This is a genomic window from Thalassolituus sp. (genome assembly GCF_984348125.1).
Window position 1 is genome coordinate 41,374 of the sequence record NZ_CFHJLR010000019.1, and the last position, 16,243, is coordinate 57,616.

Below are 16,243 nucleotides of genomic sequence, written 5' to 3' on the forward strand. Positions count from 1 at the left end.
CGTATCAGTGGTCGTGTGACGCGCCGGACTTCTCGATGTCGGCTTTGATGATGTAACTGTTTTCGCTGACGTATTCTGTGCCGGGTTCAAGACCACCGAGCACTTCAACCCACTCACCGGCGGCCTGGCCAAGCTCCAGCATGCGCACTTCGTATTCGTCGCCGACTTTGGCGTAGACCACTGTAAAGTCGCGAAACGCCTGTAAGCCAGAGCGTTTGACGGCCAGAGCTACGTCACGGGTTTCGGTTTCAATGCGGGCATTGATTTTCATTCCGGCCGCCAACAAACCTTCGGCGTTATCAAGGGTGGCCAGCCATAGACGTGACTGATCGGACTGAACAGAGGGGTACGCATGTTTAAGCACAGTCTGAGCCTGCAATTCTGTGCCGGGTACCTTGATGGTGACGGGGGCTCCGGCGTTTACACGACTCCAGTCTTTCGGGTACACGGCAAGTTCAGCCTGCAATGTACGGTTGTCTTGCAGTGTCAGCAGAGTACGTCCTGCACTTTGTTCTCCGGCAGCGGCATAAATCCGGCTGACAATGCCAGAGGCTGGTGCGCGTACGCTGTAGCTTTTCAGGCTCTCGTTGCTGTCGATGGTGAGCAATTCGCTGCCGGCCTCAACCATCTGTCCCTCGCGCACATGTACGGTGCGGATTTCGCCATCAAAACGCGCGCTGATATTGCGTTCACTACCCGGCACTGACGTCAGATTTCCCCAGACGGGGGTCTGAATATGCAGAGTGGCAGGCCCCGCGACTTCGGTGGTAATTCCCATGGCATCGGCAATCGGCGCGGCAATATTCGTACGTCCCTCAAAGTTGTCGTAACGCCACTGGTATTGCTGGCCAGCATGCTGAACCTGAATATCGACAATAAAAGAATGAGGCTCGTAAATTTCCATGTCGCCACGCAGGTAATCGCCTTCAGCGCGGAAACCGATATTATCGACAACGTCGCCAAGACGAATAAGACGTACGCTCAGCTGCACATCCTGTGGTGCAATTGGCTGGCCGGATAATGTGGTCCAGACCCGGAACTCCGGCGGTACACCGGTTTCGAAAATAGCCAGCTCCAGAGCAAAATCACCATCGCGCAGCATGCGTCCGCGGTGAGGTCCTTTCTCCGGTTCCGCTTCGGCTGTTTCCGCCGACTGGGCATAAACCATTTGTGTTGGCAGAGCGCTGCCTGCGAATAACGGCAAAGCCAGTAACAGGTGCGAAAATATTTTACGGGGTGTCATAACTTAGCCTCAGAAATAAATGGTCTGGCCGGTCAGGCGCTGTAATTCAATCCACTGCTGATGCAGTGCTTCCGCTTCGTCTAGTAAACGCTTGCGGGCATTCAGCCATTGCTGGCGGGTGTTATCCCACTGCACATAATCCAGCTGCCCGTTTTCATAGGCTTTAAGCGCCTGCTGACGACCGTTATTGAGAGTCGGCAGAATGGTTTCTGTCAGGGTATTGATAACGTGCTGGCTGTGTTCCAGTTCCATCAGCAGTGTGCGGGTTTGGATGGTCAGTTGTTGCAAATGCGCCTGTGCTGAAAGTGTCTTCTGTTCTTCACGGACATTGACCGAGCGCTGAAGAGCGGCGTAGCGCTGATTCGCGCCCAGTGGAATGCTGAACTGGGCGACCAGGGCATAGTCATCTGTATTTTCGAAACGGCGCAGGCCTGCGCCAGCCGACCACGGGGTTGCCGCTTCTTCACTCGCGAGTTTTCCTTCCGCACTGAACAGTTCTGCTTCCGCTTTTATCTGGTTCAGTGACGGGGTTTCCTGCAATTTGTTCATGGCAGCTTCGGCTTTTGCCAACGGCAGAAATAGCAGCAGGTTTCCCGCGGCATAAAGCTGGGTTTCTGCCGCTCCCCACTGCGCAGACAATCGCAGTGACGCCGACTGCAGCCGGTGCCCGAATTCTTCCACTGCCAACTCCTGCTCTGTCAAACGGGTACGTGCCAGTATCAGGTCGGTATTTTGGGCGCGACCGGCATTCACACGGCGCTGAATGATCGCCAGAATTTCTTTTTCATCGGCTAACGCTTCCTGTGCCAGTTGCAGCCGCTCCTGATCGGCGAGTAACGAAATAAAGAGTGTTGAAGTATGTGCGGTTATATCGGCTAGCTGCACTCGCTGTTTCGTTGTCAGCAAGCGCTGCTGAGCGGCTGCGTGTTCTGTTCTGGCGCTGATCTGATCACCTTCTAACAGCCAGCGGGCACTCAAGGTCGTCTGCATGGCATCGGTACCTTCATACTGGTCAGTACCGAATGCATCTTCGACGCTCAGTTCCAGCTGAGCAGGTTGCCGGCTTCCAGCCGCTTCTATTTCAGCCTGTATGCCCTGCTGCCGATAAGACCAGATGGCAATCTGTGGATGCCCCTTTAACGCCCGCTCGACGACTTCAGACAGCCTCACTGTATTTTCGGCGTAAGCGCTTTCGTAGAAGGGTATGAACAGGGTCAAGCATATTAAAAACCGATTGATAATCGGTTTTTTGGATGCAGAAATAACGTGGTTAACAAGCTTCATTTCAGCTCCGTTAATGGACGAGGAAAATATCAAAAAAGTGGTGTAAAGCATCGGTGGCAGAAAGCACCGCTGTGGCTGTAAGCATAATAGCCAGTGGTAACAGGCTGAGTTTCAGAGCGGACGGACGAGATGGGGTAAGCAGCTCGCAGACCCGTTCGCGCAGCTGCTCTACAGCGACAAACGCTGCCTGATCTGGCTTGTTGAGGTGGTGGCGTAAGCGCGCGATTTTCACCAGCGTTTCTGCGATGTCGGCGGCTTCGGCGTTGCGGGTAACCCGGCGATCGGCGAGCTGCTCGGTCACTAATGTGAAGCAGTTCAGAATGGGGGTGCGAACAAAGCCTGGCAGTGGGCAAATAAACAGCATCAATAACCAGCGACTCAGGTTATCGAACTGGCGGATATGCGCCTGCTCATGAGCAATGATGATTGCCTGCTGGTCTGGCGTTGTTTGATTGAGCAAACCTTGCGACAGGTAAATATCAGCGCGGAAATATCCGGCTGCCATGGCGACAACGTCGCGGGTCGGCAAAATGCGGATCGTGGAGCCGGAAGTCGCCACTGCCTGCTCACGCAGAAGTTTCAGTTGCTGCTTTACACGCCATTGCTGATACGCAAATTGCCCCATACGCAACGTCAGCCATAAACCGACCGCACTCAGAAACCAGCTGTGCCAGGCGCTGATCACAAACTCATCGGCATGGTGCCAGTGAATAAGTCCCAGAGCGCCATGCACTGTGTTGTGGTCGTCTGGTAAGGCGATTCCGCCCTCAACAAACAGCAACAGAGTCATTGTCCAGGGTAAAACGGCCCAGCTTAAAATGAGCCATTTTTGCTCCAACGGGTCAACACGGTTTTTTGCCCGGATAATCAGAGGAGCCGTTAATAACTGAAAGACAGCTGAGGCCAGTCCGAGCAATGCAGCCATACTCAGCAGGTTCAGAATAAACCCCCAGCTTCCGCTGATCATGGCTGCAGTTTGCTCTTGCGACGGTGATTCTGAATCATAGCCTCCAGGCGATCGAGCTCGTCGGCGCCCAGATCGGCAGACAAGGAAACAAATGCCGCCATCAGCGACTGGCTGTCATGGCTGACAAGGTCGCTGGTGATATTACGGATCAGCTGAGCGATCAGGTCTTCCCGATCAACCCGGGTGCGGTAGACAAAGGCATGTCCTTGTTTACTTCGGCTGAGCAGCTGCTTTTTGTATAAACGATCCAGTGTGCTCTGAATGGTGTTCAGGGAACTGCTGCGCCCGGCACTGAAGGCGGCATGGATCTGTTTGGCATCAGCTTCACCCGCTGACCAAAGATGGTTCAGAACCTGCTTTTCTAACTCACCGAGAATCATAGTCTTTCCAACGTTCAGGATGAGGCATACACTGCCACAGTAAAAACCGACCGGCAATCGGTTTTTGTCAGTCAACGTCAACCGCAGAGGTTTCCATGCTGAGCATTCTCCGTCACCGCGTGTACCGCCATTTGTTTGCGGCGCAGGTTATTTCGTTGCTGGGCACAGGCATGGCGACGGTTGCCCTGAGTCTGATGGCGTTTGAGCTGGCGGGAGGCAATGCAGGCACTGTGCTGGCAACGGCACTGACCATCAAAATGCTGGCCTATGTGTTTGTGTCACCGCTACTGGCGGCGTTGTTTCAGGGGCGCCCACGCAAGCCTGTGTTGGTGCTGCTGGATATTATCCGTGCGCTGACGGCGCTTTCGCTGCCGTTCCTCACCGAGGTCTGGCACATATATGTCGTTATTTTTGTTCTGCAAAGCAGTTCCTCCGGATTTACGCCGTTATTTCAGGCAACGATTCCTGATGTGCTGCCGGATGAGCGTGAATACACCAAGGCCTTGTCTTTATCCCGGCTGGCTTATGACATGGAAAGCCTGATCAGTCCCATGCTGGCGGCGGCATTGCTACTGATTACCTCCTGGCATGGATTATTTTTCGGCACCATGCTGGGATTCGTGGCATCTGCACTGCTGGTGCTTTCCGTTATCCTCCCGAAAGCCCAGGCTTCTGCGGCGAATACCTGGACAGATAGACTTACTAAAGGTGGTCGTATTTACCTGCTGACCCCGCGGTTGAGAGGGCTGTTGTTACTGAGCTTTACCACCGCCCTTGGGGGCGCCATGGTGTTCGTTAACACCGTGGTTCTGGTGCAGGGGAATTTTGCTCTGAGTGGCCAGCAAACCGCATTTGCCCTGGCCGCTTTCGGCTTTGGCTCCATGCTCACGGCACTGAAATTACCGACACTTTTGGAGAAAGTCACCGAGCGCAGAGTAATGCTTACAGGTCTTGGGTTGATGATTGTTGCACAATTATTCGGCACACTGATCACAGGTTATGTCACCTTACTGATAATCTGGTTCGTGCTGGGAGCGGGTTGCTCTCTGGTGCAGACCCCAACCAGCAAGGTGCTGGTTCGTTCAGCCAGTATCGCGGACCGGCCAGCGCTGTTCGCAGCACATTTTTCACTCTCCCACGCAGGCTGGATGATGGCCTATCCGTTCGCTGGCTGGCTATTAACCGTGCTGGATGTGAATTCGGCGTTTTTATTATTGGCCGGGCTTTCCGTTATCGGCTTGGCATTGGCGTCTAAACTTTGGCCGGTAAATGAAAATAGTGCGATATCGCACAGGCACGATGATCTTGAAGCTGGTCATGAGCATCTGGAGGCATTTGGCTATGGAGAGGAGCACGGCCACCTGTATGTTATAGATTCACTGCATTCGAAGTGGCCGAGGTAATTATCATAAATATTGTAAAGTTCAGGATCATACAATTTTTCAGGATCTCAGATTTATACCTGATGATGAAACCCTCCCAAAAAACTGGGCCTTCCCCGACCTTAACCGGCAGGCGTTCCTGCAGCAGGCGTTCCTGTGGGGACTAACGATGATGAGTAGAGGCACTTAGGAAGTAAAATGGTGTGCCTTCCCAGACTTGCGGCAGGGGCCTGTGGAGCTAAAGAGTTGAGTCGGATGCTAGCATCCTTAAGGGAGTCGAAGTAAAAATGGTGGGCCTTCCCAGACTTGAACTGGGGACCTGTGGAGCTAAAGAGTGGAGTCGGATGCTCGCATCCTCGGAGGTGTCGAAGTAAAAATGGTGGGCCTTCCCAGAGTTAACCGGCAGGCGCCCCTGTGGGGACTAACGATGATGAGCAGAGGGTATAAAGAAGTAAAAATGGTGGGCCTTCCCAGACTTGAACTGGGGACCTGCCGATTATGAGTCGGATGCTCTAACCAACTGAGCTAAAGGCCCATTTACTTCGCCTGCATCGCTTTGACTGCGTTGTTCCTCGATTATCTCAGTCATGTAGGCTCGCTACACTCCTTCGATAATCTGCGGTACGCCTTGTCAGCACTCGCAGGGCTCGTAAATACTTCGTCTGCATCGCTTTGACTGCGTTGTTCCGGCCCAAACCGGTACGTCTTGTCAGCACTTGCAGAGCGTGTCGGGGATAAGATCCCCTCCTACAAAGACAGCGGTATGTTAACCGCTTGGGGGTGTGATCCCCCACCTACATTGAGCTCGGTGCGGTGCTCATGTAGATCAGTCATCTGATATGACTAGCGCAGCATTATAAGCACCATTACTGATGAGTGCCAGTGCTTTGATTTTTCTGGAAATTTGAGCAAAAAATAACCCGGCATTGGCCGGGTTATTCTGATCGCAGAGTAGGTTTACCTTACTCGTCGATAAAGCTACGCAGGTGCTCTGAGCGAGTCGGGTGACGAAGCTTACGCAGTGCTTTAGCTTCGATCTGACGGATACGCTCACGGGTAACGTCGAACTGCTTACCCACTTCCTCAAGGGTGTGGTCAGTGTTCATGTCGATACCAAAGCGCATACGCAGTACTTTTGACTCACGAGCGGTCAGGCCAGACAGCACTGAACGGGTGGCTTCTGTGAGGCCGTCGTTGGTGGCTGTATCCAGTGGCGATGAAGACTGGGTGTCTTCAATGAAGTCACCGAGGTGTGAATCTTCATCGTCACCGATTGGCGTTTCCATGGAGATCGGCTCTTTAGCGATCTTCAGGACTTTACGGATTTTGTCTTCTGGCATTTCCATACGTTCTGCCAGTTCTTCAGGCGTCGGCTCACGGCCCATTTCCTGAAGCATCTGACGGGAAATACGGTTCAGTTTGTTGATGGTTTCAATCATGTGAACCGGAATACGTATGGTGCGTGCCTGGTCTGCAATCGAACGCGTAATCGCCTGACGAATCCACCAGGTGGCGTAGGTCGAGAACTTATAACCACGGCGGTATTCGAACTTATCTACGGCTTTCATCAGACCGATGTTGCCTTCCTGAATCAGATCAAGGAACTGCAGGCCACGGTTGGTGTACTTTTTAGCGATCGAGATAACCAGACGCAGGTTAGCTTCTACCATTTCTTTCTTAGCGCGGCGGGCACGTGCTTCACCGATAGAAACGCGACGGTTAACTTCTTTAATTTCCGGAATGCTCAGGCCGACGCTATCGGCGACAGCTTTGATCTTCTTCTGACAACGGAAGATTTCGAGCTTGTAGGTGTCGAGTTTGTCTGAATAAGGTTTGCCGGCTGCAATCAGCTCTTCAACCCATTCGTTGTTGACTTCGTTACCTGGGAATCCACCGATGAATTCTTTGCGGTTCATGCCGCTTTTGCGGGTCATAAGAACCATGATCTGACGTTCCTGAGCACGGATGGCATCCAGTGCTGCACGCGCATCGCTGACGAGTACGTCGAAGTGTTTAGGCGTCAGCTTGATCGGTGCGAACAGTTCAGCCAGAGCAGCAATCGCTTTTTCTGCTTGCTTGCTGGCACGGCCATGCTTCTCGATGGCTTTGTTTACAGCGATATTAGCGTCGTTGATTTCGGTGAAGCGGCGTACCACTTCAGCCATGTCGATGCCGCTGTCTTCTTCAGAATCATCGTCATCATCGCTGTCTTCTTTAGCTTCTTCTTTCTGAGCTGCAGATGGGCCAGGAGGGGTGATCTCACCGTCTGGTGTCGGGTCGATGAAACCACTGAAAATATCTCCAACGCGGTTCGGGTCTTCTTCGGCTTCTTGGAAGGCCGTCATGATGCGCTGTACCGCACCTGGGAAATACGCCAGTGCAGACATCACTTCGCGGATGCCTTCTTCGATGCGTTTGGCGATAACGATTTCGCCTTCACGGGTCAGAAGTTCAACGGTACCCATTTCACGCATGTACATGCGCACTGGGTCAGTTGTGCGGCCCACATCGGATTCAACAGATGCCAGAGCAGCGGCAGCTTCTTCGGCAGCAGCGTCGTCGGCTGTCTCAGACATGAACAGGGACTCGCCATCCGGGGCAACTTCTGACACAGGAATACCGATGTCATTAATCATACGGATGATATCTTCAACCTGATCCGGGTTTGCAATATCGTCTGGCAGGTGGTCATTCACCTGTGCATAGGTGAGGTAACCCTGCTCTTTACCTTTGGCGATAAGTTCTTTGAGACGGGATTGTTGCGTACTGGTCGACATAGAAGCCCTGTGTTCCGAATTTTAAGGCGGAAGAAAACCGCGAATTATACCGCTTAACCTCTGCTTAAGCCAGTGATTAGACGACTGTTTAGGCCAGACTTGGCAGAGATTGTTCCCCCGTGGCTGGCGGACCGGAGCGGGGTGACTGCGTAGTTGGTAAGTTTGGGTTGAAGCGGGTAATTTTCAAGTCAGTGACGATGATATATACCCGTGCGTTTGTGGTTTCTTTGTTTCCGCTGTTTCTTGAGTTCGTGCAGTTGAGATCGTTCTTCCGGGGTCAGCTTTTCGCCACGGTGAAATTTAGCCTCAAGTTCTTCAAGGGCGCGGTCGTCTTTGCGGGCCGTCATCCGTTCAAGCACCACTCTTACGTCGGCAGCAACCGGGCGTATCTGGTCGCTTTCCGGGTGATCTGCGAGCGCTTTCAGTTCAGGTTCGTAGGGGCTGCCTATCCATTGAATCAACAGACCAATGCTTTCCTGCTGTGGAGACTGGTGTAACCGCTTGAGGATTTCAAACAACAACCGCTCGTATTCAGTTTCGGCTTCGGTCTCGGGAATGCTCAGCTCCTGTGCCAGCCCTGGAAATCGCACCAGACTGGAAATCGCTCTGTGCACCATAGGCGCGAGAGGGTCTTCGGTATCTGGTGCATGACTTGGCGGAACCGGCTCAGTAATGATGTCTGGCATGGAGACGCCGTCGTCAATCTCGGGTTCTGGCTCCGGGGCGGTTTCATTCACCGCGGCCATCGCAGCGCTGCGTGTCCCTATCATGTCTTCAAGACGTTTTTCCATCAGGCTTCTCAGTGTGCCTTTTGGAAGTTTGCCGATCAGTGGCGCCGCCATTTTGTCGAGGCGGGCCTTGCCATCTAAAGTATCAAAATCGACTTGTTGCTTGAGCTGCTCGAACAGAAACTCAGGGAGGTGCAGAGACTCATTGAGACGTTTCTCAAAGCCATCCCGCCCTTCCTGCCTGACCAGGGTATCCGGGTCTTCACCATCGGGAAGGAACAGGAACCTTGCCTGGACGCCGTCGCTGAGAACGGGCAGGGCTGTTTCCATGGCACGCGCTGCAGCGGTGCGCCCCGCGTCGTCGCCGTCAAAACAGAAGATAACTTCAGGGACGATCTTAAACAGCCGGCGCAGGTGATGCTCGCTGGTAGCCGTGCCCAGTGTCGCGACGGCGTAGTGAATGCCGAACTCGGCCAATGCAACGACGTCCATATAGCCTTCAACGATCACGAAACGAGTCAGTTTCTGACGTATTTTTCGCGCTTCGTAGAGACCATAAAGTTCGCGGTTTTTCTGGAAGATCGGCGTTTCTGGAGAGTTCAGGTATTTCGGTTTTTCGTCACCTAATACGCGTCCACCAAAGGCAATGTAGCGTCCGCGGGCATCCCGGATCGGGAACATAATACGATCACGGAAGCGGTCGTACGTGCGACCGTCGTCTTTTTCAATCAGCATACCGCTGGTGACTAATTCACGTACCGCAGTTTTGTCTGTGCCCAGGGCTTCCTGCAGATTATCCCAGCCGGGTGGGGCATAGCCGATACCAAAAAACTTAGCAGCCTTACCTGAAAGACCACGGCCTTTCAGGTATTGAATGGCTCGGTCGCGCTTATCATGTTCGCGCAGCTGTCGCTCAAAAAACTGGCTGGCAGCTTCCATCCGCTTAAACAGTGACTGGTGTTCTTGCTCCTGCTGGACTTCCCGCTGGCTGGCAGCTTCACGGGGCACGGCCATGTTCATCTGGTCGGCGAGTTTTTCAACAGCATCTGGAAAACTCAGGCCATCGAATTCCATAACGAAACGCAAAGCTGTCCCGGAAGCACCACAGCCGAAGCAATAATAAAACTGCTTGTCTGGGCTGACCGTGAACGAGGGTGTGTTTTCGTTGTGGAAAGGGCAGCAGGCGGAGTAGTTCTTGCCGGTCTTTTTCAGCTTCACACGACTGTCGACCACGTCGATAACATCGACGCGGGCGAGAAGTTCATCAATAAAGCTCTGGGGTATCCGGCCGGCCATTCGGGTGTGTATCCGCAATCAGTCTCAAAGTTATTATCTTCAGAAACGCGAAAAGCGCCAGTAGCATGGGCTATTGGCGCTTTGCTGTATCAACGCGTGTGCGATGAATCAGAACTGGGACTTCACCATCTGGCTGACCTTGCCCATGTCGGCACGGCCCTGCACTTTGGGTTTGAGGATGCCCATCACTTTACCCATGTCCTGCATGCCTGCAGCACCGGACTGTGCAATTGCATCTGAGACCATCTGGGACAGCTCTTCATCACTGATCGCTTCTGGCAGAAATTCGCTGATAACATCGATTTCTGCCTGTTCAACAGCGGCCAGCTCGTCACGACCAGCATCCTGATACTGCTTGATGCTGTCGCGGCGTTGCTTACACATTTTGTCGAGAATCTGTAAAGCTCGTGCGTCATCAACTTCGATGCGCTCGTCGACTTCAACCTTTTTAAATTCTGCGGTGATCAGACGAAGTGCGCTGAGGCGCTCTTTTTCTTTCGCACGCATTGCTGCTTTCACAGCATCTTTAACGGTTGCGGTCAGGCTCATGTGTCAGTCCTCAACAGATGTCGCGTGTATCAGTACAGGCGAGTCATCTTGCGCTGTTCGCGCTGAACCTTCTTCAGGTGGCGCTTAACAGCAGCAGCGGCTTTACGCTTACGAACCCAGGTTGGCTTCTCGTAGTGCTCACGACGACGTACTTCAGACAGTACGCCTGCTTTTTCACATGAACGCTTGAAGCGACGCAGTGCAACGTCAAACGGCTCGTTTTCTTTAACTTTTACAGCTGGCATCCAATCACCTACATGTTTGTCAATTCGGTATAGTGGGGACACAGTAGTCCCAGTCAGAGGGCGGGCATTCTATAGACTTTGCCTGAGGAATGCAAAGGGGTTTTTACTGTCGATTCTGAGAGCGTCATGATGAGTGAGTGGCGCGCGAGTGGCGTGTGTTGTTAGGTAGCAGTATCATGCGCGGTTTAGGGTCGGAACAGGCAGTCTGCCTGAGCCTTCAGAGAGCGGAACAGAGGTTAGTTATGCTGGTATTGGGGTTAGAAACCTCCTGTGATGAGACCGGAGTCGCGTTGTATGACACCGAACGCGGGCTGTTGGCGCACAGAGTGTATTCACAGATCGCTGTCCATGCTGAGTACGGTGGTGTTGTTCCTGAACTCGCTTCCCGTGACCACGTAAGAAAAGGTCTGCCATTGATTCGTGAGGTCATGGAAGAGGCCGGGCATACCCTGCAGGATCTGGAAGGCATAGCGTACACCAGTGGACCGGGTCTGGTAGGTGCGCTGCTTGTCGGTGCCTGTCTGGGGCGTTCTCTGGCCTGGTCTCTGGGTATTCCAGCCGTAGGTGTTCATCATATGGAAGGTCACCTGCTCGCGCCCATGTTAGAAGACGACGTCCCCGAGTTTCCTTTTATTGCTCTGCTGGTTTCCGGTGGCCACACTCAGCTCGTTAAAGTAGAAGGGATTGGTGAGTACGAGTTGTTGGGTGAATCGCTCGATGACGCGGCCGGTGAAGCCTTTGATAAAGCCGCTAAGATGATGGGGCTGCCGTATCCGGGTGGACCGGCCCTGAGTAAGCTGGCCGATGAGGGTGATGCAGGCCGTTTCAGTTTTCCGCGCCCAATGACAGACCGCCCGGGTCTGGATTTCAGTTTCAGTGGCCTGAAAACCTTTACCCGTACGACCATCCTTAACTGCGCAGTTGATGGTGTTCTTGCTGAGCAGGATAAAAAAGACATCGCCGCGGGCTTTCAGGCCGCAGTGGTCGACACTCTGGCTATTAAGTGTAAGCGCGCAATGAAGCAGACCGGTGTGAATCGCCTGATTATCGCTGGCGGTGTTGGTGCAAACCGCATGTTGCGTGAACAGTTAAAGGTGACTGCTGAGCAGCTGAAAGGGCGCGTGTACTATCCACGGCCTGCACTCTGTACAGACAACGGCGCCATGATTGCGTACGCCGGTGCTCAGCGTCTGAATGCGGGGGAAGTATCGGATATCGCTGTGTCGTGTGTCCCGCGTTGGCCAATGACAGAACTTAAACCTCTGGCGTCAGGTAATTAAGGAGCTGGTTATGGATAAAGTCTTTATCAGCGAATTAAAGGTCGACGCTGTGATTGGTGTGTACGACTGGGAAAAACAGGTACGTCAGCCATTGGTATTTGATCTTGAGATGGCCTGGGATATTCGGGTGGCTGCTCAGACCGATGATTTAATGCACGCGCTGGACTACCAGGCGGTGACAGAATATATCGAACGCTTTGTACGAGAGCAGCACTTTCAGTTATTGGAATCCTTGCTTGAACGTCTGGCCGATGGTTTGCTGCAGGAATTTGGCATGCCGTGGTTAAGTATTCGTGTAGAGAAGCCTGCGGTGGTGCCACAGGCACGTGCTGTGGGGCTGGTTATCGAGCGTGGTATCAGCTGATGGCGCATGTGTTTTTAGGGGTTGGAGCTAACCTGTCGCCCGAGCAGAATATTCCCCTGGGCCTGAAGCGTCTGGCCGATGACGTTAATATCGTTGCTGTCTCTCCCTGCTATCGTTCTGAGGCTGTCGGCTTCAGTGGCCCGGCTTTTATTAATCTGGTGGTAGAAGCGCATACCGATTGTACGGTGGCGGAATTAAATACCCGATTAAAAGCCATTGAAACAGAATTCGGACGACAGCCCGACGCCAAGAAATATTCAGACCGTGCATTGGATATCGATATTTTGGTGGTAGACGAGCTGAGTGGCGATATCGATGGTATATCGCTTCCGCGCATTGATGTCTGGCGTTACGCGTTTGTACTGCGCCCATTATTGGATTTATGGCCAACCGGACTCTGCCCGAAAAATAAGACACCACTAAAAGATTACTGGTCACACGTGAGTGATCAGCCACTCGAAAAAGTGGTTGTTGAGGGAGCGACGCTGGCTGACGTTAAATCGACAGAGTCGACTTCCAGCCTTTAAGGTGGTCTGCACGAGCTTTGGCCAGAGCCGGACGAATTTCCGCCCCTTGTATGCCCGTCGCAATAATATCCTGCGCCGTTATTGTCAGGGCTTCTTTGAGAGCATTACGGCAATATTCTGCTTGCGGGTAATCGCACTCTTCCAGCCCGGTTCTGCCGCGCGCGTCAGCAATACAGACCAATAAAAAATCCTCAAATCGTTCGGGCCGACGCCAGGCATCGACCTGATCGAATAATTTCAGCAGAGTGTCTGGTCGCAACTCGAAGGCGCGGTGAACATGCGTATGAAACTCGCTGCTTAGCAGTGCCAATGTTTTAGCGTCGTTCGGAGCTTTCAGGCGATTGCAGAGTTGCTTGACGGGCGACAGTCCTTTTTTCTCATGTCCAAAATGGCGCGGCCATTCGCTTTCTGGTGTGCGGCCTTTACCCAGGTCATGAATCAGCGCAGCCCAGCGCACAGCCGTCGAGTCGCTGAGTTTCTGTGCGGCTTGTAAGCAGAGTAGCGCATGCTCACCGGTATCAATTTCCGGATGATGCTTCTCAGGTTGGGGAACCCCAAAAAGAGCATCGAGCTCTTCAAACCATACCTTCAGTGCACCGCATTCGCGCAGTACACGGAAATATGTATCAGGGCTGTTTTCGCCCAGTGATCGCTGAGTTTCAGTCCAGACCCGTTCAGCCACCAGATGATCAAGTTCGTTGCCAACGACCATTTGCTTCATCAGGTCCATGGTTTCGTCGGCAATACGAAAGCCCAGACCAGCGAAGCGAGCCGCAAAGCGTGCGACACGTAGTACGCGTAGAGGGTCTTCCTGAAAGGCAGGAGAAACATGACGCAGTATCCGGTTCTGCAGGTCTGTCTGGCCGTTATAAGGGTCGATGATTTTGCCGTCGCTGTCCTGGGCCATGGCATTGATGGTCAGGTCGCGGCGCAGTAAGTCTTCTTCGAGTGTCACCGCGGATGAAAAGTCACAGACAAAACCCTGATAACCTTTTCCGCTTTTCCGTTCAGTGCGTGCGAGTGCGTATTCTTCTTTCGTATCAGGATGCAGAAATACCGGAAAATCGGCGCCAACCTGTTCGTAACCCTTGCTGATCATTTCTTCGGGTGTTGCACCAACCACCACCCAGTCGTTGTCTTTTACCGGGCGATTGAGAAGATGATCGCGGACTGCGCCGCCAACAAGATAGGTCTGCATAAGGTACTCAGAAAATAAAAAAGGCCATCGGATAGGATGGCCTTTGAGTGTACCGGGATGTCGCTGGCGTTAGAAGTAGAAACCAGTTTCCAGAGCCAGGCCCAGTTCTTTTTCTGGATCAGAAATATCCATCATTGCTGCCAGGTCAAAGTGAACACCGAAAGGTGATACACCCGCGCCCAGTGAAACAACATTGCTTTCACCGGCGAGGTTAGTTCGTAAACCGGCACGCAGTTGAGCCCAGCCCGCCAGATCGACTTCGCCACCGACTGACAGGTACTGTGTTGGATCTTCAAATGCCAGAGCTTCGTTCTCAGTCAGGTCGAGGTCTGCGGCAAGGTTGTACCAGTCACGGGTATAGGCAACACCGGCGCGCAGTTTCGGTTTCAGGCTTACTTTACCACCGGCGGCGACTTCGCCGTCCGCATCGCCATCTACAGCAACTTCAGCGTATTCGAAATCTTTGCTGATCAGATCCTGAATAACGATGCCGACACGCAGGCGTTCCTGTGGATCAACGTAGAAGGAGGTACCGATATCCAGGTTGATGTGGTTAGAAGTGCGCTCAGAATCTTCGAGTTCAACGTCAGGTGCGTTGTCTTCTTCGTCCACCTGACCAACGTAGTGGTAAGTTGCTACCTGTTGCAGCTTAGGTGTAATACCAATGGCCACAGGCTTGTCGGCGATCACAAACTCACGAGACAGGCTAAGGCCCACTTCGGCAATGCCGATGGCAACGATCTGATACTGTGAATCAAATGATGGGTCGGATGCCGCATTCGAGATTTCACCGTTTTCAAAAATACTGATATTGCCGCCAGCAGTCTGAACTGGGTCGGAGGTATAGGTGTTTACCTCATCAACTGCACTCTTTGTGTTATTCAGATCTGCAGTAGTTGCGGTGCCGCCTTCAACCTGGTCGGCCAGGGTGTCAACACTGTCAGTAATGCCGTTGGAAGCATCGAGATAACCGGATGCAGCAGGCACATAGGCACCCAGCAGGTTGGCGTCATTGCCACTGAACAGAATGCGAGCTGAGGCGTTAACGTCGGCCTTAAAGCTGACAGCCGCTGCCAGTTTTTTACCCGGAATCGCGACCGCGCCACCAATACCCAGGCGCCCGCGTAGAGGGTCACCGGAGATAGTACGTAAGCTGTCGATCATGTCATCAGTGGCAGACTCAACTTCCTGAAGCTCGGTGTTCGTTGCCGAAATACTGTCACCAAACGCCTGATTGTCAGTGCGCAAGTCAGCGGCTTTTTGTGCATTGGTACGACCATCAACATCGTCCATCGAATCAATCTGAAGACCCAGCTGTTCTGCAGCAGCGGTCATATTTTCAACGGCTTTGTTAAAGTTCACCGGATCGCCGGCGCCGCGTTCTTCGAAGGCGGCGTCAATGCGTGGAATGATGTCATCATCGAGTCGGGTTGCTTCATCCTTGAGGCCTGCCTCGTCTGCCAGGTTGACCCCGATCTGCGGAAAAATCAGAGCAAAGTCATCGCTGCTTTCAGCCTGCGATAGCAGCGATGGGTTGTAGGCGGGAGCGTGCGCTAATTTAGCACTGGCAACACCGGTATTACCCATGGCCAGACCACGAGCATCCATCGGCATAAAAGGGGTGGCTGTGGCGTAGCTGCTGGCGAGCAGCACAGCACTGCCTAGAAGAGAGCGTTTTAACATGTGAGCATCCTCAGGAATACGTGAGTACGGATGCAATTAATACTAGATGCAATTTCAGAAATCGGTTGCGAATCGTAAAAGTCGTGCGTAATCTTTCGTAACAGCAATTTAATTTTTCGGAATCACTCTGTGTTTTCACAACTGACACATTTCTCAGCGAAGATGTTCGCGGCGCCAGCAGCGCTGCGAATGGTCGTGCGCGTGTGTCGTATTGCCCGTTGTGACAATAGTGGGGCCGGAGAATGATTGACTGTTAATGGATTATTCTCAAAGGGCCGCACTTGATGCCACTGCTGTCCCACAGTTTTGGGACAGCAAATGAAAAAGCCTGACTCCGAGT

The 16,243-nt window shown here is 52.9% G+C and carries 14 protein-coding genes and 1 tRNA gene; 4 read left to right on the plus strand and 11 right to left on the minus strand.

The genetic code is table 11. From position 1 onward, the window contains the following. Positions 1-4: 4 nt before the first annotated feature. From AC5E51_RS13095 to AC5E51_RS13110, 4 genes are read right to left on the minus strand one after another with little or no spacing between them, the layout of a single operon-like run. Positions 5-1,243, minus strand: a complete 1,239-nt coding sequence (locus AC5E51_RS13095) for an efflux RND transporter periplasmic adaptor subunit (protein ID WP_301378692.1) — start codon at positions 1,241-1,243, stop codon at positions 5-7. A 9-nt stretch (positions 1,244-1,252) separates the two neighbouring features. Beyond that, positions 1,253-2,527, minus strand: a complete 1,275-nt coding sequence (locus AC5E51_RS13100) for a TolC family protein (protein WP_068436977.1) — start codon at positions 2,525-2,527, stop codon at positions 1,253-1,255. A 10-nt stretch (positions 2,528-2,537) separates the two neighbouring features. Then, on the minus strand, positions 2,538-3,494 hold the full coding sequence (locus tag AC5E51_RS13105) for a M56 family metallopeptidase (protein WP_301378689.1): 957 nt from the start codon (positions 3,492-3,494) through the stop codon (positions 2,538-2,540). Then, positions 3,491-3,874: a BlaI/MecI/CopY family transcriptional regulator gene (locus AC5E51_RS13110; RefSeq protein ID WP_286716653.1), complete on the minus strand. Its 384-nt coding sequence runs from the start codon at positions 3,872-3,874 to the stop codon at positions 3,491-3,493. Before AC5E51_RS13110 ends, AC5E51_RS13105 begins: the two co-directional genes overlap by 4 nt. A 95-nt stretch (positions 3,875-3,969) precedes the next feature. On the opposite strand from AC5E51_RS13110, the gene AC5E51_RS13115 reads away from it, so the two are divergent. Further along, positions 3,970-5,277 (plus strand): MFS transporter, encoded by a 1,308-nt coding sequence (locus AC5E51_RS13115; protein WP_301378687.1) that lies wholly within the window; start codon positions 3,970-3,972, stop codon positions 5,275-5,277. Positions 5,278-5,714: 437 nt separating this feature from the next. On the opposite strand, the gene AC5E51_RS13120 is transcribed toward AC5E51_RS13115, so the two are convergent. From AC5E51_RS13120 to rpsU, 5 genes are all read right to left on the minus strand, one after another. Further along, positions 5,715-5,791, minus strand: a tRNA-Ile gene (locus tag AC5E51_RS13120). 427 nt (positions 5,792-6,218) lie between these two features. After that, the gene (rpoD, locus tag AC5E51_RS13125) at positions 6,219-8,033 is read right to left on the minus strand and encodes an RNA polymerase sigma factor RpoD (protein ID WP_297531114.1); all 1,815 of its coding nucleotides are present in this window, start codon (positions 8,031-8,033) and stop codon (positions 6,219-6,221) included. Positions 8,034-8,221: 188 nt separating this feature from the next. Beyond that, positions 8,222-10,057: a DNA primase gene (gene dnaG / locus AC5E51_RS13130; protein ID WP_301387191.1), complete on the minus strand. Its 1,836-nt coding sequence runs from the start codon at positions 10,055-10,057 to the stop codon at positions 8,222-8,224. A 108-nt stretch (positions 10,058-10,165) separates the two neighbouring features. Beyond that, on the minus strand, positions 10,166-10,606 hold the full coding sequence (locus tag AC5E51_RS13135) for a GatB/YqeY domain-containing protein (RefSeq protein WP_068441602.1): 441 nt from the start codon (positions 10,604-10,606) through the stop codon (positions 10,166-10,168). 29 nt (positions 10,607-10,635) lie between these two features. Further along, entirely contained in the window at positions 10,636-10,851 is a 216-nt protein-coding gene (gene rpsU, locus AC5E51_RS13140) for a 30S ribosomal protein S21 (RefSeq protein WP_068441605.1), read from the minus strand. Positions 10,852-11,093: 242 nt separating this feature from the next. Here rpsU and tsaD point away from each other — a divergent pair, with 242 nt between their 5' ends. From tsaD to folK, 3 genes are read left to right on the plus strand one after another with little or no spacing between them, the layout of a single operon-like run. Next, a complete protein-coding gene (tsaD, locus tag AC5E51_RS13145) occupies positions 11,094-12,131 on the plus strand; it encodes a tRNA (adenosine(37)-N6)-threonylcarbamoyltransferase complex transferase subunit TsaD (protein WP_297531118.1) in 1,038 nt (345 codons plus the stop codon). Between the two features lie 10 nt (positions 12,132-12,141). Next, on the plus strand, positions 12,142-12,495 hold the full coding sequence (folB, locus tag AC5E51_RS13150; RefSeq protein WP_068437521.1) for a dihydroneopterin aldolase: 354 nt from the start codon (positions 12,142-12,144) through the stop codon (positions 12,493-12,495). Next, the gene (gene folK, locus AC5E51_RS13155; protein WP_068441611.1) at positions 12,495-13,022 is read left to right on the plus strand and encodes a 2-amino-4-hydroxy-6-hydroxymethyldihydropteridine diphosphokinase; all 528 of its coding nucleotides are present in this window, start codon (positions 12,495-12,497) and stop codon (positions 13,020-13,022) included. The genes folB and folK overlap by 1 nt, the downstream gene beginning before the upstream one ends. On the opposite strand, the gene AC5E51_RS13160 is transcribed toward folK, so the two are convergent. Together AC5E51_RS13160 and traF are read right to left on the minus strand one after the other, a co-directional pair. Continuing rightward, entirely contained in the window at positions 12,991-14,220 is a 1,230-nt protein-coding gene (locus AC5E51_RS13160; protein ID WP_068441614.1) for a multifunctional CCA addition/repair protein, read from the minus strand. The genes folK and AC5E51_RS13160 overlap by 32 nt on opposite strands. 69 nt (positions 14,221-14,289) lie before the next feature. Then, entirely contained in the window at positions 14,290-15,903 is a 1,614-nt protein-coding gene (gene traF, locus AC5E51_RS13165) for a conjugal transfer protein TraF (RefSeq protein WP_068441617.1), read from the minus strand. Positions 15,904-16,243: the final 340 nt, after the last annotated feature.

What these genes read in the sequence shown, in the direction of transcription:
- AC5E51_RS13095 (WP_301378692.1), bottom strand. Translation starts at nt 1,243, where the DNA reads ATGACACCCCGTAAAATATTTTCGCACCTGTTACTGGCTTTGCCGTTA.
- AC5E51_RS13100 (WP_068436977.1), bottom strand. Translation starts at nt 2,527, where the DNA reads ATGAAGCTTGTTAACCACGTTATTTCTGCATCCAAAAAACCGATTATC.
- AC5E51_RS13105 (WP_301378689.1), bottom strand. Translation starts at nt 3,494, where the DNA reads ATGATCAGCGGAAGCTGGGGGTTTATTCTGAACCTGCTGAGTATGGCT.
- AC5E51_RS13110 (WP_286716653.1), bottom strand. Translation starts at nt 3,874, where the DNA reads ATGATTCTCGGTGAGTTAGAAAAGCAGGTTCTGAACCATCTTTGGTCA.
- AC5E51_RS13115 (WP_301378687.1), top strand. Translation starts at nt 3,970, where the DNA reads ATGCTGAGCATTCTCCGTCACCGCGTGTACCGCCATTTGTTTGCGGCG.
- rpoD (WP_297531114.1), bottom strand. Translation starts at nt 8,033, where the DNA reads ATGTCGACCAGTACGCAACAATCCCGTCTCAAAGAACTTATCGCCAAA.
- dnaG (WP_301387191.1), bottom strand. Translation starts at nt 10,057, where the DNA reads ATGGCCGGCCGGATACCCCAGAGCTTTATTGATGAACTTCTCGCCCGC.
- AC5E51_RS13135 (WP_068441602.1), bottom strand. Translation starts at nt 10,606, where the DNA reads ATGAGCCTGACCGCAACCGTTAAAGATGCTGTGAAAGCAGCAATGCGT.
- rpsU (WP_068441605.1), bottom strand. Translation starts at nt 10,851, where the DNA reads ATGCCAGCTGTAAAAGTTAAAGAAAACGAGCCGTTTGACGTTGCACTG.
- tsaD (WP_297531118.1), top strand. Translation starts at nt 11,094, where the DNA reads ATGCTGGTATTGGGGTTAGAAACCTCCTGTGATGAGACCGGAGTCGCG.
- folB (WP_068437521.1), top strand. Translation starts at nt 12,142, where the DNA reads ATGGATAAAGTCTTTATCAGCGAATTAAAGGTCGACGCTGTGATTGGT.
- folK (WP_068441611.1), top strand. Translation starts at nt 12,495, where the DNA reads ATGGCGCATGTGTTTTTAGGGGTTGGAGCTAACCTGTCGCCCGAGCAG.
- AC5E51_RS13160 (WP_068441614.1), bottom strand. Translation starts at nt 14,220, where the DNA reads ATGCAGACCTATCTTGTTGGCGGCGCAGTCCGCGATCATCTTCTCAAT.
- traF (WP_068441617.1), bottom strand. Translation starts at nt 15,903, where the DNA reads ATGTTAAAACGCTCTCTTCTAGGCAGTGCTGTGCTGCTCGCCAGCAGC.